The 22774-nt window shown below is 41.6% G+C and carries 26 protein-coding genes and 1 pseudogene; 8 read left to right on the plus strand and 19 right to left on the minus strand.

Features of this window, described 5'->3' with window-relative positions; genetic code table 11:
- Nucleotides 1–53 precede the first annotated feature (53 nt).
- From rpoS to ACMVDV_RS10210, 11 genes are all read right to left on the minus strand, one after another.
- Nucleotides 54–1049, minus strand: a complete 996-nt coding sequence (gene rpoS / locus ACMVDV_RS10160) for an RNA polymerase sigma factor RpoS (RefSeq protein WP_064665478.1) — start codon at nucleotides 1047–1049, stop codon at nucleotides 54–56.
- Between the two features lie 56 nt (nucleotides 1050–1105).
- Nucleotides 1106–1930 carry a peptidoglycan DD-metalloendopeptidase family protein gene (locus ACMVDV_RS10165; RefSeq protein WP_304184151.1) on the minus strand — a complete coding sequence of 275 codons (825 nt, stop codon included), beginning with the start codon at nucleotides 1928–1930 and terminating at the stop codon, nucleotides 1106–1108.
- Nucleotides 1931–1971: 41 nt separating this feature from the next.
- Entirely contained in the window at nucleotides 1972–2550 is a 579-nt protein-coding gene (locus ACMVDV_RS10170) for a YqaA family protein (RefSeq protein WP_416158038.1), read from the minus strand.
- A 9-nt stretch (nucleotides 2551–2559) separates the two neighbouring features.
- Nucleotides 2560–3198 carry a protein-L-isoaspartate(D-aspartate) O-methyltransferase gene (locus ACMVDV_RS10175; protein WP_283711149.1) on the minus strand — a complete coding sequence of 213 codons (639 nt, stop codon included), beginning with the start codon at nucleotides 3196–3198 and terminating at the stop codon, nucleotides 2560–2562.
- The gene (surE, locus tag ACMVDV_RS10180; protein ID WP_304184146.1) at nucleotides 3188–3952 is read right to left on the minus strand and encodes a 5'/3'-nucleotidase SurE; all 765 of its coding nucleotides are present in this window, start codon (nucleotides 3950–3952) and stop codon (nucleotides 3188–3190) included. Before surE ends, ACMVDV_RS10175 begins: the two co-directional genes overlap by 11 nt.
- Nucleotides 3933–4982, minus strand: coding sequence for a tRNA pseudouridine(13) synthase TruD (gene truD / locus ACMVDV_RS10185; protein WP_416158039.1), 1050 nt, complete (start codon nucleotides 4980–4982; stop codon nucleotides 3933–3935). Before truD ends, surE begins: the two co-directional genes overlap by 20 nt.
- Nucleotides 4979–5461, minus strand: a complete 483-nt coding sequence (gene ispF / locus ACMVDV_RS10190) for a 2-C-methyl-D-erythritol 2,4-cyclodiphosphate synthase (protein ID WP_304184143.1) — start codon at nucleotides 5459–5461, stop codon at nucleotides 4979–4981. The genes truD and ispF overlap by 4 nt, the downstream gene beginning before the upstream one ends.
- Nucleotides 5458–6159, minus strand: coding sequence for a 2-C-methyl-D-erythritol 4-phosphate cytidylyltransferase (gene ispD, locus ACMVDV_RS10195; protein WP_416158040.1), 702 nt, complete (start codon nucleotides 6157–6159; stop codon nucleotides 5458–5460). The genes ispF and ispD overlap by 4 nt, the downstream gene beginning before the upstream one ends.
- On the minus strand, nucleotides 6149–6439 hold the full coding sequence (ftsB, locus tag ACMVDV_RS10200; RefSeq protein ID WP_304184141.1) for a cell division protein FtsB: 291 nt from the start codon (nucleotides 6437–6439) through the stop codon (nucleotides 6149–6151). The genes ispD and ftsB overlap by 11 nt, the downstream gene beginning before the upstream one ends.
- Before the next feature lie 62 nt (nucleotides 6440–6501).
- Entirely contained in the window at nucleotides 6502–7131 is a 630-nt protein-coding gene (locus ACMVDV_RS10205; RefSeq protein ID WP_304184139.1) for a hypothetical protein, read from the minus strand.
- 90 nt (nucleotides 7132–7221) lie between these two features.
- The gene (locus ACMVDV_RS10210; RefSeq protein ID WP_416158041.1) at nucleotides 7222–7704 is read right to left on the minus strand and encodes a DUF2947 domain-containing protein; all 483 of its coding nucleotides are present in this window, start codon (nucleotides 7702–7704) and stop codon (nucleotides 7222–7224) included.
- 60 nt (nucleotides 7705–7764) lie between these two features.
- Here ACMVDV_RS10210 and ACMVDV_RS10215 point away from each other — a divergent pair, with 60 nt between their 5' ends.
- From ACMVDV_RS10215 to ACMVDV_RS10225, 3 genes are read left to right on the plus strand one after another with little or no spacing between them, the layout of a single operon-like run.
- Nucleotides 7765–8004, plus strand: a complete 240-nt coding sequence (locus ACMVDV_RS10215) for a DUF1653 domain-containing protein (RefSeq protein WP_416158042.1) — start codon at nucleotides 7765–7767, stop codon at nucleotides 8002–8004.
- A gap of 51 nt (nucleotides 8005–8055) precedes the next feature.
- On the plus strand, nucleotides 8056–8904 hold the full coding sequence (locus tag ACMVDV_RS10220; protein WP_416158043.1) for an AAA family ATPase: 849 nt from the start codon (nucleotides 8056–8058) through the stop codon (nucleotides 8902–8904).
- Nucleotide 8905: 1 nt separating this feature from the next.
- Nucleotides 8906–10093: a vWA domain-containing protein gene (locus ACMVDV_RS10225; protein ID WP_416158044.1), complete on the plus strand. Its 1188-nt coding sequence runs from the start codon at nucleotides 8906–8908 to the stop codon at nucleotides 10091–10093.
- A gap of 32 nt (nucleotides 10094–10125) precedes the next feature.
- On the opposite strand, the pseudogene ACMVDV_RS10230 reads toward ACMVDV_RS10225, so the two are convergent.
- From ACMVDV_RS10230 to ACMVDV_RS10245, 4 genes and pseudogenes are all read right to left on the minus strand, one after another.
- Nucleotides 10126–10440 (minus strand): annotated as a pseudogene (locus tag ACMVDV_RS10230) (helix-turn-helix domain-containing protein).
- 67 nt (nucleotides 10441–10507) lie between these two features.
- Nucleotides 10508–10879, minus strand: coding sequence for a hypothetical protein (locus tag ACMVDV_RS10235; protein WP_416158045.1), 372 nt, complete (start codon nucleotides 10877–10879; stop codon nucleotides 10508–10510).
- A gap of 1 nt (nucleotide 10880) precedes the next feature.
- Nucleotides 10881–11099, minus strand: a complete 219-nt coding sequence (locus ACMVDV_RS10240) for a hypothetical protein (RefSeq protein ID WP_416158046.1) — start codon at nucleotides 11097–11099, stop codon at nucleotides 10881–10883.
- A 587-nt stretch (nucleotides 11100–11686) separates the two neighbouring features.
- Nucleotides 11687–12223, minus strand: coding sequence for a Spy/CpxP family protein refolding chaperone (locus ACMVDV_RS10245; protein WP_416158047.1), 537 nt, complete (start codon nucleotides 12221–12223; stop codon nucleotides 11687–11689).
- 169 nt (nucleotides 12224–12392) lie between these two features.
- On the opposite strand from ACMVDV_RS10245, the gene ACMVDV_RS10250 reads away from it, so the two are divergent.
- The 3 genes from ACMVDV_RS10250 to ACMVDV_RS10260 are packed head-to-tail and all read left to right on the plus strand — an operon-like array spanning nucleotide 12393 to nucleotide 15431.
- Nucleotides 12393–13082 carry a response regulator gene (locus ACMVDV_RS10250; RefSeq protein WP_416158048.1) on the plus strand — a complete coding sequence of 230 codons (690 nt, stop codon included), beginning with the start codon at nucleotides 12393–12395 and terminating at the stop codon, nucleotides 13080–13082.
- The gene (locus ACMVDV_RS10255) at nucleotides 13060–14475 is read left to right on the plus strand and encodes an ATP-binding protein (RefSeq protein ID WP_416158049.1); all 1416 of its coding nucleotides are present in this window, start codon (nucleotides 13060–13062) and stop codon (nucleotides 14473–14475) included. The genes ACMVDV_RS10250 and ACMVDV_RS10255 overlap by 23 nt, the downstream gene beginning before the upstream one ends.
- Nucleotides 14476–14486: 11 nt before the next feature.
- Nucleotides 14487–15431 (plus strand): alpha/beta fold hydrolase, encoded by a 945-nt coding sequence (locus ACMVDV_RS10260; protein WP_416159083.1) that lies wholly within the window; start codon nucleotides 14487–14489, stop codon nucleotides 15429–15431.
- Here ACMVDV_RS10260 and ACMVDV_RS10265 read toward each other — a convergent pair.
- Entirely contained in the window at nucleotides 15407–16318 is a 912-nt protein-coding gene (locus ACMVDV_RS10265; protein WP_416158050.1) for a cation diffusion facilitator family transporter, read from the minus strand. The two genes, ACMVDV_RS10260 and ACMVDV_RS10265, sit on opposite strands and share 25 nt — an antisense overlap.
- Nucleotides 16319–16427: 109 nt before the next feature.
- Here ACMVDV_RS10265 and trmL point away from each other — a divergent pair, with 109 nt between their 5' ends.
- Together trmL and ACMVDV_RS10275 are read left to right on the plus strand one after the other, a co-directional pair.
- The gene (trmL, locus tag ACMVDV_RS10270; RefSeq protein ID WP_169021215.1) at nucleotides 16428–16892 is read left to right on the plus strand and encodes a tRNA (uridine(34)/cytosine(34)/5-carboxymethylaminomethyluridine(34)-2'-O)-methyltransferase TrmL; all 465 of its coding nucleotides are present in this window, start codon (nucleotides 16428–16430) and stop codon (nucleotides 16890–16892) included.
- Between the two features lie 163 nt (nucleotides 16893–17055).
- Nucleotides 17056–20892 carry an EAL domain-containing protein gene (locus ACMVDV_RS10275; RefSeq protein ID WP_416158051.1) on the plus strand — a complete coding sequence of 1279 codons (3837 nt, stop codon included), beginning with the start codon at nucleotides 17056–17058 and terminating at the stop codon, nucleotides 20890–20892.
- 78 nt (nucleotides 20893–20970) lie between these two features.
- Here the strand turns inward: ACMVDV_RS10275 and gpsA are convergent, their stop codons facing one another.
- From gpsA to grxC, 3 genes are read right to left on the minus strand one after another with little or no spacing between them, the layout of a single operon-like run.
- Nucleotides 20971–21978 carry an NAD(P)H-dependent glycerol-3-phosphate dehydrogenase gene (gene gpsA / locus ACMVDV_RS10280; protein ID WP_416158052.1) on the minus strand — a complete coding sequence of 336 codons (1008 nt, stop codon included), beginning with the start codon at nucleotides 21976–21978 and terminating at the stop codon, nucleotides 20971–20973.
- A 3-nt stretch (nucleotides 21979–21981) separates the two neighbouring features.
- Complete coding sequence (secB, locus tag ACMVDV_RS10285) at nucleotides 21982–22470, minus strand: protein-export chaperone SecB (protein WP_304184116.1); 489 nt, start codon at nucleotides 22468–22470, stop codon at nucleotides 21982–21984.
- Nucleotides 22471–22508: 38 nt separating this feature from the next.
- The gene (grxC, locus tag ACMVDV_RS10290) at nucleotides 22509–22766 is read right to left on the minus strand and encodes a glutaredoxin 3 (RefSeq protein WP_304184112.1); all 258 of its coding nucleotides are present in this window, start codon (nucleotides 22764–22766) and stop codon (nucleotides 22509–22511) included.
- Nucleotides 22767–22774 lie beyond the last annotated feature (8 nt).

The following is a 22774-nucleotide window of genomic DNA, read 5'->3' on the forward strand; positions in this document are numbered from 1 at the left end:
ATTATCTCTTCAGCTACTCAAATTTGGCTATAATGTGTGTCTATTTTTGTGTGTTATGAGAACTGATCAAACAAGCTATCAGTACTTAACCCTTCATGTTGTAAAATATCTTTTAAGCGGCGTAACGCCTCTACTTGAATTTGTCTTACTCGCTCACGCGTTAAACCAATTTCACGGCCAACATCTTCAAGCGTTGATGGCTCATAGCCTAATAAACCAAAACGACGCGCCAATACTTCACGTTGCTTAGGATTAAGCTCACCTAACCAGTCAACAATATGCTTATTAATATCATTGTTTTGGACTTCACCTTCAGGGCCAAAACCTTTTTCATCGGCGATGATATCTAACAATGCTTTGTCATTTTCGCCGCCAATTGGCGTATCTACAGAGGTGATTTTTTCATTTAAACGCAGCATTTTAGTAACGTCTTCAACGGGTCTATCTAAAGAGGCTGCAATTTCTTCTGCTGTCGGTTCATGATCGAGCTTTTGGGTTAGTTCACGTGCGGTGCGTAAATAAACATTTAGCTCTTTTACAACATGGATTGGTAAACGAATTGTGCGAGTTTGATTCATGATGGCACGTTCAATGGTTTGACGGATCCACCAAGTCGCATAAGTAGAAAATCTAAAACCACGTTCAGGGTCAAATTTTTCAACCGCGCGGATCAAGCCAAGGTTACCTTCTTCAATTAAATCAAGTAACGCAAGGCCACGATTATTATAACGGCGGGCGATTTTTACAACTAAACGGAGGTTACTTTCAATCATGCGTTTGCGGGAGGCACTACAGCCTTTTAACGCTTTGCGGGCAAAAAACACTTCTTCTTCGGCGCTCAACAGCGGTGAAAAACCAATCTCACCTAGATATAGTTGAGTCGCATCTAAATTCTTAGTGATTTCCTCTTTGGCAAATATTTCATCTTCTTTATCATCATCTTTATCGACGTCATCTAATAATTCAGAAGCAGCATCTTCTACCGCTATATCATCAAATTTATCATCAACCGCGTTTTTCGTTTTCTCTATTTTTGCTGTGTTACCCATGAGCGTACCCTCAAGCAAATAAGTGATCTTATATCACTGTGATCAATACCCGATAGCTAAGGCAAATACTTCTCGGGATTAACAGCTTGTCCTCGATAACGGATCTCAAAACGCAATGCCGTTACGTCAGAATCTGAACTGCCAATCTCTGCAATTTTTTGCCCAGCTTTCACATCCTGTTTTTCTTTAACTAACAACTTAGAGTTATGTGCATAAGCACTAAGGTAATCATCATTATGTTTCAAAATAATTAAATTACCGTATCCCCTAAGTGCATTACCCGCATAAACAACTGTCCCTTGTGCTGCGGCAAAAACAGCGACACCTTTTTTATTAGTAATTTGTAACCCTTTATAGCCATTTTCTTTGCTTGAAAACCGCTGCGTTACTGTTCCTTTAGCTGGCCACGACCACTGAACTTTCGTGGAGGGCAAACTATTAGTATTACTAACTTTTCTATTAGCTTGTTTTTGAACATACTCTCGTTGTTTTGGCTGATCAAGATCTTTCTTTAATTTTTTGTTATTTTTTTGTGTTTCATTTGTAGACTTTTTACTCGGTTTCGTATATTTTTTGTGCTTTTTAATTTTTTTAGGTACGTTTTTAAAAGAGATTGTTTGCCCTGGGCGGATAATATAAGGGGCTGGTATATCATTATTTTTTGCCAGCGTGCGGAAATCTTGCTGAGCGCTAAAGGCTATCGAGTATAACGTATCGCCTTTTTTAACCGTGTAGCGGTCGCCATTAATATTAACTCTACTAGTATAAGGTTTAACGCTGGTATTTAAACTACTGACTGGAGCAGGAGCTTGACGAGAAGAGCAAGCACTGAGCAAAACACTTGTAAATAAAGTAACATAGAAAATGTACCGCTTATTCATGGTGTTTTGCTCCTTGTATTAATAACTGTGGTTTTTAATGCTTAACGTAGTAAAAAGTATGCAACCACCACTAAAATCACTAATCCCCAGCCAAGTGCTTCAACATATTGACGTAATTTTTGCTCCATTTTTACTCCACCCCATTTCATTAGTGCTGAGACTAAAAAGAAACGCGCGCCACGGCCAACAGCAGATGCTAATAAAAAAGGTAAAAACGCCATGTGTAAAAGCCCTGCACCTATGGTAAACACTTTATAAGGTATTGGCGAAAAACCAGCTAAAAACACCACCCATACGCCATAATCTTTAAACCAATTTAAGGCGGTATTAAACTTTTCTTGCCAGCCCATTTGCGCAATTAATGGCTCGACTACAGGCTCAAATAACCAAAACCCTAATAAATAACCAAACACACCACCAAGTACAGAAGCAACAGTAGCAAATGTTGCATAACGCCATGCTTTGCTAGGTTGTGCAAGCGCCATAGGCGCGAGCATGACATCCGGTGGAATAGGAAAAATAACTGATTCAGCAAAACTCATCCCTGCTAAATAACGCTCAGCGTGGCGATGCTTTGCCCACACTAATGCCATATCATACAACTTGGTAAACAATTTCAAAGTGACTTCCTATTCAATATCGCCAGGCACTAAAGGCACAAACCTAACTGGCGCAATAACATGTTGAGTAAATTTTTCGCCTTCGCGCACAACCATAACCAGTTGTTGATCTTCATTACCTATTGGTGCAATCATCACCCCACCATCACTGAGTTGGTCAAGTAATGCTTGCGGTACCTGCGATGCTGCAGCAGTGACAATAATGCCATCAAATGGCGCTTGCGATTGCCAACCTTGCCAACCATCGCCATGTTTCATGGACACGTTATAAAGATCGAGGTTATGTAAACGGCGCTTAGCTTGCCATTGTAACGCTTTAATGCGTTCCACCGAAAATACTTTTGTAAAGGTTTTAGCCAGTATCGCGGTTTGGTAACCTGAACCTGTGCCAATTTCGAGCACTTTTTCACGTACTCCCGCTAAACGTAACAGCTCCGTCATTCGCGCAACAATATATGGCTGTGAGATTGTTTGCCCTTGGCCTATTGGCAATGCTGTATTTTGATATGCTTTGTGTTTAAGCACATCATCAATAAACAAATGCCGTGGAATATCAGCAATAGCACTGAGCACCACACTATCTTCAACCCCCTCACGCTGTAGTAATTCAGCCAGCGCACGAGCGCTGCGAGTATAATTAGCCAGCACCGTTGATCTCCATTGTTTTCAGCCAATTTCCTACCGCTATCAAACTGTCTTTCGCCGTCATATCAACACTTAATGGTGTAACCGAGGCATAGCCATTATTGATAGCATAAAAGTCAGTGCCCTCACCGGCATCACTTTCAGCCCCCAAAACACCGTACCAATAAATATCACGTCCCCATGGATCTTGTTGTTTTGTCATGGTTTCTGCTTTATGGCGCGCACCTAAACGGGTAACTTGCACGCCTTTTAGCTCAGCTAATGGAATATCTGGCACATTGATATTAATGATTTGATCTTTTGGCAGTGGATGAGAAGCCAGCTCTTTAATTATGCTGACAGTCACCGCAGCTGCCGTTTCAAAATGATTGCCTTCTTTTGAACACAAAGATACGGCCACTGCGGGCAAGCCTAAATGACGTCCTTCGGTTGCAGCTGCGACGGTACCTGAGTACAAAGTATCATCCCCTAAATTGGCGCCGTGATTAATACCCGCAACCACCAAGTCAGGCTTTTCAGTCAGTAATTCATTCACACCCAAATGTACGCAATCGGTTGGTGTGCCATTGACCGAAATAAAGCCGTTATCAAGCGTGGTGGCCCGCAGTGGATTCATTAAGGTTAATGAGTTGCTTGCACCGCTGCAATTGCGATCAGGCGCCACTAAGGTAACCTCAGCAATTTGCGTCAGCGCTTGGTACAGCACCGCAATGCCTTTTGCATTTACGCCATCGTCATTACTTAGCAGAATTTTCATTTTCAGCGTCCTGTTTTTTATGTACTCGGGGGCTTGCATCTGTGTAGTCCACCAGCTCACGTAACAATGCCGTGGCAAAGGTGCCTTTAGGAAGGCCAAAACTTAATTTAATGGTGGTTTCGTCAATCGTTGCAACGGTTAAATCTTGTGGTATCAAACGCAGCATTCTACGTTCATTTTTAAGTCCTAACTCACCAAGCCCTTCACACCACTCTTGATACGGCTCTAGCCATATTTTTTCTTGTGCGGTGAGGCCTTTTTCACTTTTGCCGACCAAAGGTGCTGACATCATAATGTCGCCAGAGGCAAGGCGTGCGATATTTTCATCGCTAATGGCATCTTCAAAAAAAGCATTACTACCACTGAGCATAAACACTTCACGGTGCATGGTTTTCGCCAAACCGTGCTCGGCAACACGTAAGTTCACGATTTGATTAAACACGTAAGAGCGTGCCGCAGAGATAATTAAACCGCGCAGTTTTTTGTCACGAATGCGCTCACCGGCAAACATTCGCTTGGCCATTTCAAGGTTGTGCCCATCATGACCAAAGCGTTGTTCACCAAAATAGTTTGGTACACCGGCACGTACGGCATTAATTCTACAAAGGATATCTAACGGCTGGGTGACATTACGTAGCGTAATGGTAAATTTATTACCTTTATGGCAACCCGTACGTAGCTTACGATTATGGCGTTGCTGAGCAATGATAAACAGTGATTCACTGTTAAGCTCAGTAAAATCAATGTCTTTTTTAATTGGTACTGGCACACTAAACCATTGGCTACATACACCGTGGCGATCTTTCATACCGGCGTAACTTACGTCACGTGGCGAAATACCGGCTTTTTGGGCAAGTAACTTAGCAACGTATTGGGTGTTTTCGCCTTTTTTTACCACCTGCAAACAAACATGTTCGCCACTACCAGTAAATTCTATGCCTAAGTCTTCATCAACCATAAAATCTTCAGCGGTGGTTTTAAAATCAGCTTTAGATAATGGCGCACCGTATAAATAATTTAGCTCGCTCATAGTGATTGCTTGCTCATTAGCACTACGGCATGGCTGGAAATACCTTCTTTACGGCCTTCAAAACCGAGCTTTTCCGTGGTGGTGGCTTTTACGTTTACTTGGCTAATCTCAGCATTTAAATCCGCGGCTAAATTAGTACGCATGGCTTGAATATGCGGTAGCATCTTTGGCGCTTGTGCCACTATGGTGACATCGGCATTGCCCAGTACATAGCCTTGCTGCTTTGCTAAATCAACCACATGGCGTAATAAAATACGGCTGTCTATATTCTCATACTCACTGGCGGTATCCGGAAAATGCTTGCCAATATCGCCCATCGCCAATGCACCTAAAATAGCATCGCATAATGCATGAATAGCAACATCACCATCTGAGTGCGCTAAAAAGCCTTGTGGGTAAGCAATCTTTTCACCACAAATAGTTAACGGGCCTTCGCCAGCAAATTTATGGACATCGAAGCCATGGCCGATTCGAATCATGATGCATTCTCACTGTGTTGTTTTTGGAGTAAAAAGTTGGCTAAATCTAAATCTTCTGGGGTGGTTATTTTAATATTATCGCTACGCCCCGCCACCAGCTTTACAGGCTTATTTGCCCATTCGATGGCTGAGGCTTCATCGGTGATCGTTACCTGCTGAGCGAGCGCAGTTTGTAGTGCCTGCGTTAACTCCTGATACTTAAATAATTGCGGAGTCAACGCTTGCCATAAGTCATCTCGTGGTACGGTTTGCTCACTATGTGTGGTGCCACGCTTAATGGTATCTTTCACTTTACTGGCTAAAATGCCACCTTCATCTGCGCTAATACATTCAGTTAGTAAGTGCTCAATATCTGCAAGTGTCACTAACGGCCTTGCCGCATCATGCACTAACACCCAATCAGGCGGGTTATCTGCAAGGACTAATAAACCATTCAGTACTGAGTCTGCGCGTTCTTTGCCGCCGCTGGCACGGACAATACGCTGATCAATAAATTCCAGAGAGTCAAAGTATGGGTCTTCATCACTGACCACCACTATAATACTGGCTGCTTGTTTAAGTTGCGCTAATTTAACCAGCGTATGCTCAAGAATTGTTTTGCCTGCCAAACGTATGTATTGCTTAGGGGCCGAGTGTTGCATCCGACTTCCCACACCAGCGGCTGGGACTATAACGGCAAGGGTATAATTAGTTTTCATTTAATTGTTGCCCAGGTAAAACACGAATAAATGTTTCGCCGGGTTTGATCATCCCTAATTCATTACGGGCACGCTCTTCCACCCCTTCTTGACCAAGCTTTAAATCTTCAATGTCAGCTTTAAGTACTTTATTTCGCTTAAGTAGCTGAGCGTTGGTTTCTTGATGAGCAGTAACAGCGGCTTGTAAACGACTATAATCTTGTACACCGTTGTGGCCAAACCATAATCGGTATTGTACAAATAACGCTAAACACAGCAGCGTGAGTTGAAACAGTCGCATTAAACACTCCTTGATTTTTACTCTACCAGTACAAATTTATAATGCGCTTAAGGCGACTGGTATTATATTTTTTTAACTCGAACATGGGGACGTTTTAAATTGCGCCAATTGATATTGCCTGCTAGCAGCATTTCTCTCAGTGATAACGTTCGCGGTGTCGTGCGTTTAGCAAAAGACCACTGATGGCCACAGCATGCGGCGGCCATTGTTGCTTTTGTAGGTTTTAATAACACCACAGATTGCCCTTCAAGTGGCTGACCTTGGTCATCAAACCAACCATGTTCATTACAATGAAGTTTATTGTCGCTTACTTGGTCGATGCTGTCTATTGCAACGCGGGTTTGATTTGCGCGATTGAGTAAAAGCGGCACAATTAAACCCACTTTTTTATGTGTTTGGTAAAAATCATCATTACTTTTTTCGTTAGGCGGCTGCAACTTTTGCTTATCAAGCCAACTGCCATTATGGGGATCTAACTGAAAAGGAACCTGACCATTAACCACCGCGGCTGCCGCACGTTCAATATAAAAAGGAAGACTTTTTAATCGTTTACGCAGGCGTTGCTCATTAGGTTCAGCGACTAACAAAGCAATTTCTCGCGCATAAAAGGCATTACACAGCTGTGTGTATAGCACACGCTGCGCATCAGATTGCCAAATATCGACTTGTTGAAAGGGGTCGCTTGCAGCCAACGATTGTACTCAAAAACATCTAGTTGCTTGTTTTATAGCACAGTATTGACTGCTTTTTAAGCTCTGCTCTTTACCTAACTCAAGTTCAAACTATTTAACGTCTGCCTTTACGCCTAATTTTGCATCGCCAGTTGCTAAAAACTGCACTACTTCGTTACGCTTTTTACCAAGTAATAAACTACCATCGGCTAAAAACATAAAGTTCTGCCAATTGCGTTTGAACACATCAAAACTGGTTTCGATAATATTATCGCGGGCGATACAAAAATAGATGGTGGTATTTGCTTGCCAATCAAGGTGAGCTAAAATCTCTGCGGGCAATTGCTCTGCGCCCTCTTCCCAGGCTGCTTCCCACGCAATTGTTTGCGAGAAATTGTCTTCGTTGCCACACCAGTCTGTTTTTTCAAAAAAATCAGGATGGTCATGTTCACGGCTCACCATAGTGCTCCATAAAACAGCGGCACGCTCATGGCTCATAGGTTTAATTAAGGCAAGGTCTTGTTCTGTTACTGGCGCATCTTTATGACGAAAAACCCAGGCTTTTTTGTAATCATCTAACGAAATATAGTTCATAGTATTGGCAAATTAGTTAGCATTAAAAGTGCAAAGACAAATTATACAAGAGATCAAAACATGACTACAGCAATAAAACCACATACCCTCAAATCAGGCATATACCAACACTACAAAGGCCTAAAGTACAAAGTTCTGTACGTCGCCACTCACAGTGAAACCGACGAACAATTAGTTATTTACCAAGCCTTGTATGGTGAGTTTGGTATTTGGGCACGCCCATTGAGTATGTTTAGCGAAACGATAGAAAAAGACGGCCAAATTATTGCTCGCTTTGCATACCTTGGTGAAGCCGATTAACTATGGCATGATAGCCATATTGTTTACTGCTCAGACCAGATAGGTATTTTCGTGCAATTTAATTCTACTGATAACTACATCGCAAGTTCAGCGTTAAAACAAGCGGTTAATGCGGCAATATTGCTGGAAAAGCCGCTGCTTATAAAAGGCGAGCCTGGCACAGGTAAAACCATGCTGGCTGAGGAGCTGGCTAAAAGTTTAGATACCACACTTATCCAATGGCATATCAAATCGACCACTAAAGCCCAGCAAGGCTTGTATGAATACGATGCGGTATCACGTTTGCGTGACAGCCAATTGGGCGATGAACGCGTAAACGACATTGGCAACTATATTATTAAAGGTAAACTGTGGCAGGCATTTACCTATGGCGAAGAACAGAACAAACGCCCAGTATTATTAATTGATGAAGTAGACAAAGCCGACATCGAATTCCCGAACGACTTACTATTAGAACTCGATAAAATGGAATTTCATGTTTACGAAACTGGCGAACGCATCGTCGCCAAACAACGCCCTATTGTGATCATCACTTCTAATAACGAAAAAGAACTGCCTGATGCCTTTTTACGCCGTTGTTTTTTCCATTACATTGATTTTCCATCTAGTGATGAAATGCAGCAAATTATCGATGTTCACCACCCACACGTAAAACAAGATTTAGTACGCCAAGCGCTGGAAGTATTCTTTAATCTACGCGAAGTCAACGGCATTAAGAAAAAGCCTTCCACCAGCGAGTTACTTGATTGGTTAAAACTGCTAATGGCTGAAGACATCGACGCAAAAACTTTGCATGACAAAACTCAAAAAGGCGGTTTAATGCCAATGTTTGGCGCGCTTTTAAAAAATGAGCAAGATATCAGCCTGATTGAAAAACTTGCCTTTATGAGTCGCCGTTAAGATGTTGGTTGCGTTTTTCTTCAAACTGCGTGAATACCGTTTACCGGTTAGTTTGCGCGAGCTGCTTGATTTGATCAACGCGCTAAAAAAAGGCGCGGTATTTGCCGATGTTGACGGGTTTTATTATTTAGCCCGTACCATTATGGTTAAAGACGAAACCCACTTTGACCGTTTTGATAAAGCGTTTGCTGATTACTTTAGCGGCATTGCCGATCTCGACTTACTCGAGAGCTTAAAACAGCAGCACACCTTACCCGAAGATTGGCTGCGCAAAGAGTTTGAAAAACACCTTACTGATGAAGAAAAAGCCCAACTTAAAGCCATGGGCGGCCTTGATGAGCTAATGAAAATCCTCAAACAGCGCCTAGAAGAGCAACAAAAACGCCACGCTGGCGGCAATAAATGGGTAGGCACAGGTGGTACATCGCCATTTGGCGCGTATGGCTACAACCCAGAAGGCGTGCGGATTGGTCAAGACGGCAACCGCAACCGCCAAGCGGTAAAAGTATGGGATAAGCGCGAATACCGTAATCTAGATTCTGACCGCGAAATTGGCTCACGCACCATAAAACTGGCGCTTAAAAAACTGCGCAAATTTGCTCGCACTGGCGCCAGTGACACCCTCGATTTAAACGAGACCATTCGCGCTACCGCCAAACAAGGCGGCATGCTTGATGTAAAAATGGCCCCTGAGCGCCACAACGCGGTAAAAGTATTAATGCTGTTTGATATTGGCGGCTCGATGGATGATTACATTCACACCTGTGAAGAGCTATTTAGCGCCGCCTACAGCGAGTTTAAACACTTAGAGTTTTACTACTTTCATAACTGTTTATATGAACATGTTTGGCAAGACAACCAACGCCGCCACTCAAACGTCATTGACACCATGACGCTGATCAACAAGTTCACCAGCGACTACAAGGTCATATTTGTCGGCGATGCCACTATGGGCCCGTATGAAATAGCCTATGCGGGTGGCTCAGTGGAACACTACAACGAAGAGCCTGGTAGTGTATGGCTTAATCGCATCACCAATCACTTTGATAAAGTCGCTTGGCTCAACCCACAACCGGTAGAACACTGGCGTTACTACCAATCAATTGATTTTATCAAGCAACTCATGAACAACCGCATGTATCCACTGAGTTTAGATGGGATCAGTAGAGCGATTAAGGAATTAACATAAATGCTAGGTTATAGGTGCTAGAAAAGCCAACTCTACAATTCAGCTATATGATTCAATGTTTCTGGATGGCGCTGCACCAGCTTTAATAGAGTAACAGCTTGGCCATTAGGTGCGCTGCGGCCTTGCTCCCAGTTTTCAAGGGTTCTTGCTGAGGTATGTAATAAGTTTGCAAATACACCATGCGACATATTAAACGCTTAACGAATATTGATTATTTCATCGGGTGAAATGGCGAGATCACTTGCGTCACTAACAGTATGAGTGCGTAAGGTTAGCTTGCCTTGTGAATGTGCTTTAGCATCTACAAGCGCTGTAGTTAGCTCTGAAAATAAATCACGATTGCTCATTTCGCCACGCCTCAAAAAACTCAAGTTTTAGTTTTTTGGAGTCTCTATTTTATTATTTAATTTATAGTTAAATTAAGAACTCTACAGAGTCCTTTGATTTCCATTCAGCCTTTCTCATAACTGTAATTACAATGTTCTCATGATGCTCACCTGAATGGCTTAGAATCTTATTTACAGCGCACGGCATATTTATGTGAGAAATTGTGCAGCGAATATTAAATGTACTATTGTGTTTAAGATTTAAAATGCTCTCTTTGTGTCTCGCGGTTAAACGGTTGAATATACTGTTTAGTTCAGCAATCATTATCATTGGGGTGTTACGGGAGTCATTCATCCGGTCTTTCACAAAGTGCTTTGACATTTTAAAAGACATATTATGTTGACGAAGTATTTCATTGACCGAACTTTCTAATGCAGATATTTCAGCTTCAGTAATCATTTTATGCACCTCCAATGTGCTTATTATATAACTCCAATAACTTCGAATTCAGTTCATCATCAGTAAAAGCAACAATATTACCAGCTGGCTTCGAATCTTCTAAGCTTCCTATTCTCACTTCAAAATTTTCATTATCAAAACTATCTATAAAAATATGACTTCCTTTTTGTTCATCAAAAAATGATGCAAAGTTGTCTGTAATTGCCATATCAAATTTCATGGTTTCTTCCTTGTAGATTAAACATCAAATAATAAAATCTAGTAACATTCTTGCCGATGTATGCAATAGCTTTGCAAATACACCATGCGACATATTAAACGCTTAACGAATATTGATTATTTCATCGGGTGAAATGGCGAGCCCCTTGCGTCATTCAAGCATAAGTGCGTAAGGTTAGCTTGCCTTGTGAATGTGCTTAAATATACGTAACTTACGTAGACTTATCAAGTTAGCATTATGACGCGATATAAAGCCTGCTGCCAGTACGTAGGCGCGGGTTTACCCCGCGCAATTAAATTAAAATTACTTAAGTGAATTATTCACAAAGAGGTTATGAGGCGCTGCGCTTTTAGAGAAGTAATTGTAAAAATAGGGCCCCGGTAGGTGCTAGGCTGTATTCGTCGCTCGAAGCCCGCGCATTTTTCTTCTCATTTACGCTCATTCACTTCTCCTTGTGCAAAAAAGTCTTTAAGTGGCGAAAGCCAGCGACGAGGTAAACTCGCTACATGGATGGCTAGAAGTGAATACAAAAAAGCGCGGGATCTCTCCCGCGATTCATTTTTTGCTTTAGTAATTTTGGTAATTACTTAGCCTGCTGCTTGCTCAGCACGGCTGCGTTTGTGGTCACCTTTTTTGTAGCTTTTTTTACGCATATGCTGTTTAATTTCTTGATACTTTTCACGTTGCTCGGCATTTAATACTTGCCATACTTGGTGCTGCGTTTTAAGGTTGATTAAGCCAAATTGCTCGCCCTTGCTTTGGCGCTGCGCTAATAACTCTTTTGCCGCGGCTTCATCAAAGGTTGGCATATCTAATAATGCTTTCATTTGTGCTTTATGTGCCGCGCGAGCTTGTTTCATCGCTTCTTTGTCAGTACCACGAAGCGCTTTATATTGCGCTTTTTGATCAGCAAAAATGCTTTTTAACTGGGTTTGTTGTTGCTCGGTTAAATCAAGCTTTTTAACGCCACGCTCAGAGAGTAAAAAGCGTGCTTGTTTGTGTTGTTGAGAATGGCCAGGTTTATGAGCCATGCCTTCTTTTGCAATTACGGCGCCAGTGCCTAATGTTGCTGTCGCTAATCCACAAATTAATACTAGTTTAGAAACTTTACTTGAAATAGTCATAATCATTACCTTTGGTTGGTTGCGAACTTACTGCCTGTTCAGTTGTTATGTTCACTATAACTAACCAAGTGCAAAGCAACGCAAAGCAATGTAAAGGTTGTGTAAAGGTTCACTTTTAAGTGCGTTAAGGCGTAAAATGAAGTTATTCCAGCGTGGTTAAGGTGAGCAAATGAAACTATTAATGATTGATGATGATACCGGTTTATGTGAGTTACTCTCGGAGTACTTAATTGCGCAAGGGTTTCAAATAGAATCTGCCCACGATGGCGAGCAAGGTTTAAAACAAGCGCTTGAGCGAGAATATGCATTAATTTTACTCGATGTAATGTTACCAAAACTCGATGGCTTTGAAGTACTTAAACAACTTAGGCAAAAAAAGTTAACGCCGGTGATCATGCTAACCGCCAAAGGTGAAGACTTTGACCGTATTTTTGGCCTTGAACTAGGGGCTGATGATTACATTCCTAAACCATTTAATCATCGTGAGTTACTGGCGCGGGTTAAAGCTATTACTCGTCGTATTGAACACATTACCAGTTTAACCAATAACAGCTCTAATAAACTCAGTGTTAATAATATCATTATCAATTTAGCGGCCCGTGAAGCATCTGTTGATGAACACCCATTGAGCCTAACCGGTACTGAATATGAAGTATTGGCCTTATTAGTTAAACATGCGGGTGAAGTGGTCAGTAAAGAACAAATCAGTGAACAAGTGCTAGGCAGACGTTTGGCTTCTTTTGACCGCTCTATTGATATGCATGTGAGTAATATTCGCAAAAAAATTGCCGAATTTAATAGTGCTGAACGTATTAAAACCATGCGAGGAACGGGTTATGTCTTTATCCAAGGAGAATAGCAAAACTCGTTTAGCTTGGCTTAAGCACCCCAAACACTTTTTATTTTTTAAAATTTTTGTGTGGTTTTGGCTCACAGTAATAGGCACCATTACTGCATTAGTGTTTTTAAGTAATATTGCCACTAATCAAGTTAGCAATGAGGACTTGCGTGGGCCAATGCTAAAAAACTTACAATACACAGCAAAAGGCATTGAACGTATAATTGAAAAACATAATAAACCCGCAGCCGAAATTTTAACCCATCCGCGGCTTGCAAAACGAAAGTTACTTTATCTGAATTCAGATCAACCAGATCATTCTATCAGCAGCCGAACACCATCAAGTGAGATTGATTTAAGTTTACTTAATTTTACTAAAAATATGTCGCCGCAAATTATCTTTACCGAGTATTACCAAGCTTTCGGGCCAATTAAAATAGACCTTCCCGAGGGCACATTTTATTTATACGAAATCGACGAAAGTCACCAAACGCCGTTTTTCGTGCGCCTAAAACTGATGCCGATTTGGTTAAAAGTGGTGATTGCATTACTTGCTTCGCTGATCCTCAGTTTTATATTTAGCCGTAACCTGATTGCGCCGATCAATCACTTAAAACAAGCGGCAGTCAAACTCGCTAATGGCGATTTAACCGCACGTGCTGAAATTGACCCAAACCGACAAGATGAACTAGGCGTGCTTGGCCGTGACTTTAATAGTATGGCAACTCAATTAGAACAATTGCTCAGTGCGCAAAAACGCTTATTGGCTGATATATCTCACGAATTGCGCTCCCCCTTAACTCGTCTTAAAATGGCCACCGGCCTTGCGCAAATGCAAACCCCAGAAGCAAACCAAACCTATTTATTACGCATTGAAAAAGAAGCAAATCAGCTCGATAAGATGATTGCTGATGTACTACAAGTATCGCGCTTAGAGGCGAAAAGTCAGGCGCTATCGCTTCATCAGCAATCTTTACAAGTGATTATTGATCATGTTTTGAATGATGCCCAATTTGAAGCTAAACAGACCAATAAGCAATTGCTGGTAAATGGTAAACTCAATATTGAACTTTATTGTGATGAGAGCCTAATTGCCAGTGCACTAGAGAATGTTTTACGTAACGCAATAAAATATGCAGCACAAACAATCACCCTAACATTGAGTTTAAGCGATGCAATTTATATAGAGATCAGCGATGATGGCCCTGGCGTTGAGCCACAAAATTTAACCAAATTATGTGAGCCGTTTTTCCGCCAATCTGATGCGCGAGACAGAACCAGTGGCGGTACCGGGCTTGGTTTAGCGATTGCTAAAAATGCTATTGCCGCTCATGCCGGCAGCTTAACACTGCATAATAGTCAACCAAACGGGCTCTGCGTTCGCATTACATTGCCACTGGATAAACAAAAATAATAATGGCCATTATGTTTTACAGCACAGAACAAAAGCTACTTACCCAACAAGCTGAGATCACGCAGTTTTTTCAGCAGCAGTTACACAAAGCGCAGCTGACTACCGATAATGGCGATTTATATTATGGCTATGTGATACCTGAGCATGCCAAAGCCGCTGTTGTTATTAGCTCTGGACGCATTGAAGGATTAGATAAATACCAAGAGCTGATCTGGGAGTTAGTTAAAAATAACTACGCGGTGTTTATTATTGATCATCAAGGACAAGGCCGTTCTTATCGCACTTTAGCTAATCCTCATAAAGGTTTTGTTAATAAATTTAGTGATTATGCAGATGATTTAGCCCTGTTTGACCGTTTAATTGTCTCAAAACTCTTCACAGGCAAAAAGATAATACTGGGGCATTCCATGGGTGGCGCGATTGCGTTTGATTTCCTCACCCGCTTTGAACATAACTACAGTGGGGTATTTTTATCGGCCCCAATGTTTGATATTTACACCAAAGGCACCCCAAAACCACTGGCCAAATTTGCCGCACGAACAGCATGCTTATTGGGCTTTAATAAATTTTACGCATTTGGCCAAACAGATTACTTAGCGCCCGCTTTTGTAGACAATGAGCTAACCAGTAGTGAGGTCCGCTATCAATTATTTAGGCAAACCTATCAAACCGATAGCGTACTGCAATTGGGCGGGGTGACTTATGGTTGGTTAAATGCAGCGTTTGGCTTTATGGCGACCCTTGAGCAACAACAGTTATCGATTCCACTTTTTGTAGCCAGTGCTGAGCACGATACTGTGGTTGATAACCAAGCCCAAGTTGCTTTGGTGCATCGTCAAAGTAATGCAATTTTACAAACCTTTGCTAATGCCAAACATGAATTACTGTTTGAGCAAGACTGCATTCGCCAAGCCGTGCTTAGCCGTTTTTATCAATTTTGTGATTCACTGAGTTGAGCGTTAGTTTGACTCAGTGACATGGGATCTTGGTGGATCAAAATATCCATTTCACAATTAAATTCTCGTTGGATCATTGCCACAACTTCGTCGGCAACGTAATGAGCGCGGATCAAAGGTAATTGATCTTCAAGCTCTAAATGCATTTGAATAAACTTAACTTTGCCGCCTTGTCGCGTGCGTACATCATGTACACCAAAAACATCCTTATGACTGTTGGCAATGAATACTATGCTGGCTTTTTCTTCATCTGGAAGCTCTTTATCCATAAGGTGGTCGGCGCTTTGTGTTGCGATATCCCAGCTGTTATAAAGTAAATAACCCGCAACACCAATAGCAAAAAGAGGATCGGCGTACAGCATGCCATTTTGTGCTAGTAATATCGCAACGAACACCGCGGCATTTAAAATTAAGTCACCTTTATAATGTACTGAGTCTGCTTTGATCGCGATAGACTCGGTATGCTTTATCACTTTAGTTTGTACATAAACCACCACCAGCGTACAGGCAATGGCAAAAATACTTACCCATACGCCGAGCATTGAATGATTTAATACCACCGGATTAAATAACCGTTCAATGCCATGAAATGCTAATAAACAACCAGAGCCGGCAATAAAGGCAGCTTGCCCTAACCCAGCTAACGCTTCAGCTTTACCATGGCCAAAACGGTGATCATCATCCGCGGGCCGCAGTGCATACCCTAGCACCATAAAGCTCATAGCTGATGCGGTAATATCCATCAACGAGTCGGTGAGTGAGCCAAGCATTGATGCAGAGCCAGACGCAAGCCATGCCCAACATTTAGCCGCAATCATCAAGCTCACCATAACCATGGTAACGATACTGGCGGTTTTCACCCAAAATTCATAACTACGCTGATGCACGCTTTTGCCTATGCTTGAAACTGTTTGCTTAAAACGAGTATATCATTTTTTTTATCTATTTCGTGTATACTCTCGAACGTCAAAATGTAGATCACCAATAAGGCTCGTTATGCTTGATATCGTTTTATACCAACCTGAAATTCCACCTAATACTGGCAATATTATTCGCCTGTGTGCAAATACGGGCTATGCGTTGCATTTAATCGAGCCTTTGGGCTTTGAGTGGGACGATAAGCGCGTAAAAAGAGCGGGCCTTGATTACCATGAATTTAGCCATGTGCAACGCCATGCTTCATTTGCAGCTTACCTTGAAAAATGCCAGCCAAAAAAAGTCTATGCATGCACCACTAAGGGCAGCCAATTCCATCACCAAGCAAGTTACGAAGCGGGTGACTGTTTAGTATTTGGCCCAGAAACCCGTGGCTTACCAGATGATTTAATTCAATCATTACCGAATGAACAACGCGTGCGTATTCCAATGCAAGCTAACAGTAGAAGCATGAACTTATCCAATGCAGTGGCAGTGTTTGTTTATGAATCATGGCGGCAATTAGGCTTTCCTAACGCCCAGTAAAGCATACAAATAAAGCGCCTACTTCGTTAGGCGTTTTAGCCACTGATTGCCTTACAAATTCAATTGCGCGCAATACAATAAATTTCACTCACGTCGATTCGCACTTTATCTATTCCTGCACTATTCTAAATAAGTTCTTTTTAAACTTATTCAATGGATTGCAATGCGGTTTATACTTAAAACATGCTGCTTTATCAGCATGTTATTTATTATTAATGTAAACGCGAGTGTAGCTGAATTAAACGCCAACGAGCTTTCGATACCCGCTATTAATGACTTTACTCAAAGCCCGAGTAACGCGTTTTGGCTCGCCACTGAGAAAGGCTTATTTAACTACGACTCAGCCCACCTTTTTAGTGGCCAAACGCCTCCCTTTTCGTCATTTGCAACGCGTGATATTTTACAGGTAGCCACTTATAAATCATGGTTATTAATTAATACTGAGCAAGGATTAAGTTTAATAAACTTAATAAACAATCAACTCATTCAACTAACCGATACCTCCTTAACGCAGCAAATATTTACTACAGATCACGGCTTTTATTTTTTGTACTTAGGCCAGATTTACACAATAAAAGCTCAACAGCTGCATGCTGTATTCGCTTTTTCTGAGCAAATAGTCGAACTTACATTAGGGTTTAATAACAGCCTATGGCTGCATTCAGGCGGGAATTTAGCCAGTCGCTTTGATATTGCCAGTAATACGATTATATCCCAGCTCACTGCACCTACAGAAATTAGCCAGTTAAGCCCAAGCCAAACATCTCCAGCACTGCTTATCAGCACCAGTAATGAACAACATTATCTATTCAATAACACTCAGTCATTAGAAACAATAAAACTCAACCACACACCGGTGCAAAAACTAACTTACTTTCAAGAGCAACTTTACTACTTACATGATAATCAAGCTTATAAATATGATTTAACAACCAAAAACAGCAAACCTTTATTTTATAATTCTCCTGCTCGGTTTTTATCAATGAAGCAAAACAATCAACAATTGTGGTTACAAACAACGAGTAAAAATTGGTTAAAACTTCCTGCAATGCAAATTATTGCCACGCCGATCACCAATAGCCCAGCTCCCAGAATACAGCAATACTTTAAAATGTTGGCGCAGATAGCGAGCTTTACTGAGGATAAAAAAGTACTCGGTATTAACTATTTACGCGATGATAAGTGGGCAATTACAACCGCCAGCGGATTATATTTATACAGTGCCCGCAACCAAACATTTAATTTATTGCTGCAAGATCAAGTAAACATGCTGCATTTCACAGCACTAACAACATTGTGGATAGCAACCAACAAACAATTAATCAATTATGATTTTGCAACTCAACAACAAAACCTCACACTGCCAATTAGCAACATTAGCGCTTTAACAACCCTCAGTGATGAGCAGTATTTAGCAAGTGATGGCCAGCAATTGTATTACATTGCCAAGCAACAAGTCACTGCAATAGCGCTGCAAACTGAATCCCTTGGCGAGATCAAAGATATTTATTATCAACGCAACTCATCAAGGCTTTGGCTTGCGACAAATAACGGGTTATGGCAAACATCTGAAAACTTTGCACAAACAACAAAAAGCATACAGTTTCATAGAGTCAGTGTGTTTGACACTTCAGCCATTTATAGAGCCCCGCTAAATGCACTATGGATAGTCGATTCCCAAGCAATAAAGCTCTACAAGCCAAGTACTAATATATGGGTTGAAAATGCCACTCACAGCATGGCCGCAAATATCGCTGATTCAATTACTCATGAACAACTGCCAGAGGCACTATTTACCGTAAGCTACCGTGACAAAGTAATGCTGCTGTTCGCAGCTAACGGCAGTACGCTATTAGAAGTACATGCCACACAAGCAATACCGCAAAATAGTTTATTTTCAGTCAGTCACCTAACCTTGCACTATCAAGAAAGTGACCAACACTATTATCACTTAGCAACAAATGCCGTGAATGCGCAGCAACCGCTGCAAGGCATATCAGCGTGGTTCACTAGTAATAGCAATTTACCCATGCGACTCTCTTATCGGCTTGACCCCAATGGGCTTTGGCAACCCCTGCCAAGCACGCAATCTATGTTGTCACTGGCGAGTAATAAAAAAAATATTTACCTGGAAGTTAAAAACCTTAATCAAGTAAGTAGCGAGCCGTTAGTGTTAACGATCAAACAAACCGCTTTTAACTTTCCCAACTGGTTCAACTATGTAATTTTAACGATTATTTTTGCTCTGTTACTGCTGCTAATTATTTATAAATTAAAAAGCGCTGCGAAACACAATTTAGCTAACGCACTAATGGCGCAATCAAAAGATGCGATTTGGATTGCCAATGAACATTTTCAAATAACAAATATAAACCAAGCATTTACAACAATTTGTGGATTCACTTTGGCAGATGTTGTGGGTAAAAAACCAAAAGCCTTAACTGTAAATGGCCGCGATAAAAAACTAGAAAGCCTCATCCATAATGATTTAGAGACCGATGGTTATTGGTCCGGAGAAATTTGGAATTTACGCAAAGACGGCCAACCTTATGCACTAGATCTGTCGATTACCAAAGTAAAAACGCCTAACTTGCGTAACAGTAGCGCACATTATATTGGTTTATTTTCAGATGTAACCGCACGCAAAAACAATGAACGTGCAATGTTAAAACTAACCACCCGAGATGCTGTTACTGGGCTGTCTAACCGTACTATTTTTATTGAATCGGTTAATAAAGCAATTAACAGCTGTAACAACAACTTCCCTGACTTGCTGATTATTTTTATCGATTTAGATAACTTCAATAAAATCAATGAATCTCTCGGTCACGCAATTGGTGATGAGTTACTAAAAGAGGTGGCAGGTAGACTCTCCCGCAACCTTGATTCTGGCTATACACTCGCCCGCTTAGGGGGCGATGAATTTGCGATTTTGGTGCCACCCTATTTATATTCAGGGATGACCATCTTTTTCGCTAAAAAGCTTGCTGATAATATCCTTAAACAGTTTCAAACACCGTTTATACTTGATGGTATAGAAAGCTTTATTTCAGCCTGTTGTGGCATAGCCGTGTACCCTGAAAACGGCTATAGCAGCGAGGCACTGATGCGCAGCGCCAACAGTGCGCTTAACCACGCAAAAAAAGTGGGCCATAACAACTATCAGTTTTTTGATAAATCTAAACACACCATAGACTCAAATGAACTCAGTAAAGAAAGCGCGCTATTTAGAGCCATTGAACATCAAGATTTTCAATTATTTTATCAAGTAAAATATAATGCTGATAAAAACCAAATCCATGGTTTTGAGGCATTAGTTCGTTGGCCACAAGCTGATGGCAGCCTTATTAGCCCAGCTGAATTTATACCGTTGGCCGAACAAAATGGCGCAATCATTCCTCTGACTTTATTATTAATGAAGCAGTTATTTAAACAGCTCGAATTATGGCGTAATGAACGGGTCGGTTTTGGTAAAGTGGCAATTAATATTTCTGCACTGCATTTTCAGCAAAATAGCTTAATAGAAACGCTCACCGAATGCTTAACAAACTACGATGTACCAGCGCGCTGTGTAGAGCTGGAAATCACCGAAAGTGCCATGATGGATAACCCCGAATTTGCACAGCAGCAAATGAACCGCCTAAAAGCGCTTGGCTTTACTATTGCGTTAGATGACTTTGGCACTGGGCATTCATCACTTGGTTATTTAAAGCGTTTTCCTATCGATACTTTAAAAATAGACCGCTCTTTTATTAAAGACATCATTGATAGCGAACAGGACCGTAATATCACCGCGACCATTATTCGCCTGGCGAAATACCTAAAAATAGATGTAGTTGCCGAAGGCGTTGAAACGAAAGAACAGGCTTACATGCTGCATGTAATGGGTTGTAATACCATGCAAGGTTATTATTATAGCCGCCCGCTTCATGCTGATAAAGTGGCTACTTTTATTGCAAAAAATAACCAGAACAAACAATCTAGCTCGAGCAATGAGTAACCTAGATTTTAGCTGTGGTCAGCGTAATGATTGACACAACGCTGACTACTGCATCTTGAGGTGGTTTGGGTATAAAGATTATTCTGATTTTTGCTCGCGACCTAATAACGCCATCGCCGCTTCTTTCACGTCTTTATTTTCATAAAGTACCTGATAGATTTGCTCGGTGATCGGCATTTCAATACCGGTACGTTGTGCAAGTAAATAGACTTCTTTGGTGTTGCGGTAACCTTCTACCACTTGACCAATTGATGCTATCGCCTGCTCAACACCTTCACCTTTACCCAGTGCTAAACCAAAACGACGGTTGCGAGACTGATTGTCTGTACAGGTGAGGATCAAATCACCAAGACCGGCCATACCCATAAAGGTTTCAGATTTCGCGCCCAGTGCACAACCTAACCGGCATAGTTCAGCTAAACCACGGGTGATAAGGGCAGTTCTAGCATTAGCACCAAAACCAAAACCATCAGACATACCTGCACCAATCGCAATCACATTTTTAACCGCACCACCGAGTTGAATACCAATAAAATCATTATTGTTATAGACCCGAAATGAGCGACCGCAATGCAGTAAATCAGCGAGCTGTTTTGCAAAGGCTGTTGATGTTGACGACACTGAAATAGCTGTAGGTAACCCCATTGCCATTTCTTTGGCGAAGGTAGGACCTGATACCACAGCCAGCGGCACATCATCGCCGAGTTCTTGCTGGGCAACTTCTTGCAGTAATCGACCGGTATCTGGCTCTAAGCCTTTGGTCGCCCACGCAACTTGCGCACCATCAAGTAATGAAGGCTTAATTTGCTGTAATGTATCGCCAAATGCATGGCTTGGTACCACAACCAAAATTACTTGGCTTGCAGTCACCGCAGTATGTAAGTCGGCTTCAAGGTGTAAAGTATCAGGGAAAGTGACGCCTGGTAGGTAACGTTGATTTTTCCGCTCAGCTGCAAGCGTAGCAACGTCATCGCTATTGCGCCCCCAAAGCGTCACAGTGTGACCGTTTCGGGCTAAACAAATAGCAAGGGCGGTGCCATAAGACCCCGCCCCTAATACTGTAACAGCTGAATTGACTGTATTCATCAATTAAGCGTCTGCAGTTGCCTGTTCAGCTTGCGCTGCACGTTGCTGCATGTATTGCGCGAATAACGCGTCAAAGTTAACAGGTGCAAGGTTAAGCTGTGGGAACGTACCACGGTTAACTAAGTTAGATACCGCTTCACGCGCATATGGGAACAGTACATTCGGGCAGAATGCGCCTAGCATGTGTGCAAGTTGTACTTCTTCAACTTCAGCGATGGTGAAAATACCCGCTTGTTGAATTTCACATAAGAATGCAGTTTCTTCGCCAATTGACGCTGTAACTGTCAATGCTAAAACAACTTCAAACACACCTTCGTCTAATTTGTTTGAACGTGTATCAAGGTCAAGCTTAACTTCTGGTGTCCATTCTTTTTGGAAAATAGCAGGTGAATTAGGCGTTTCAAAAGACACGTCTTTTGTGTAAATACGTTGAATAGTAAATTGTGCGCCAGTTTCTTGTTGTGCTGCTACGTTCTGATTTTCTTCGTTCATGATAATTCCTAACTTTTAATCGTTTTTATAATAAATACTTAAGCGTTTAACTTTGCGTCAAGCTTGCCTTGGGCTTCAATTGCCATCATGTCGTCACAGCCGCCGATATGCTCATCATTAATAAAGATTTGCGGTACTGTGCTCGCGCCACCTGCTTTGGCGATCATTTCATCGCGTAGTTCAGGCTGTACACCGATATCTATATTCTTAAATTGCACACCTTTACTGGTTAGCAATGCCAATGCTCGCTGGCAAAAAGGACAATACGCTTTGGTGTAAAGAACAACCTTACTCATAACAATTC

The organism is Pseudoalteromonas sp. ASV78 (assembly GCF_047806705.1).
Classification (GTDB): Bacteria; Pseudomonadota; Gammaproteobacteria; order Enterobacterales; family Alteromonadaceae; genus Pseudoalteromonas; species Pseudoalteromonas prydzensis_A.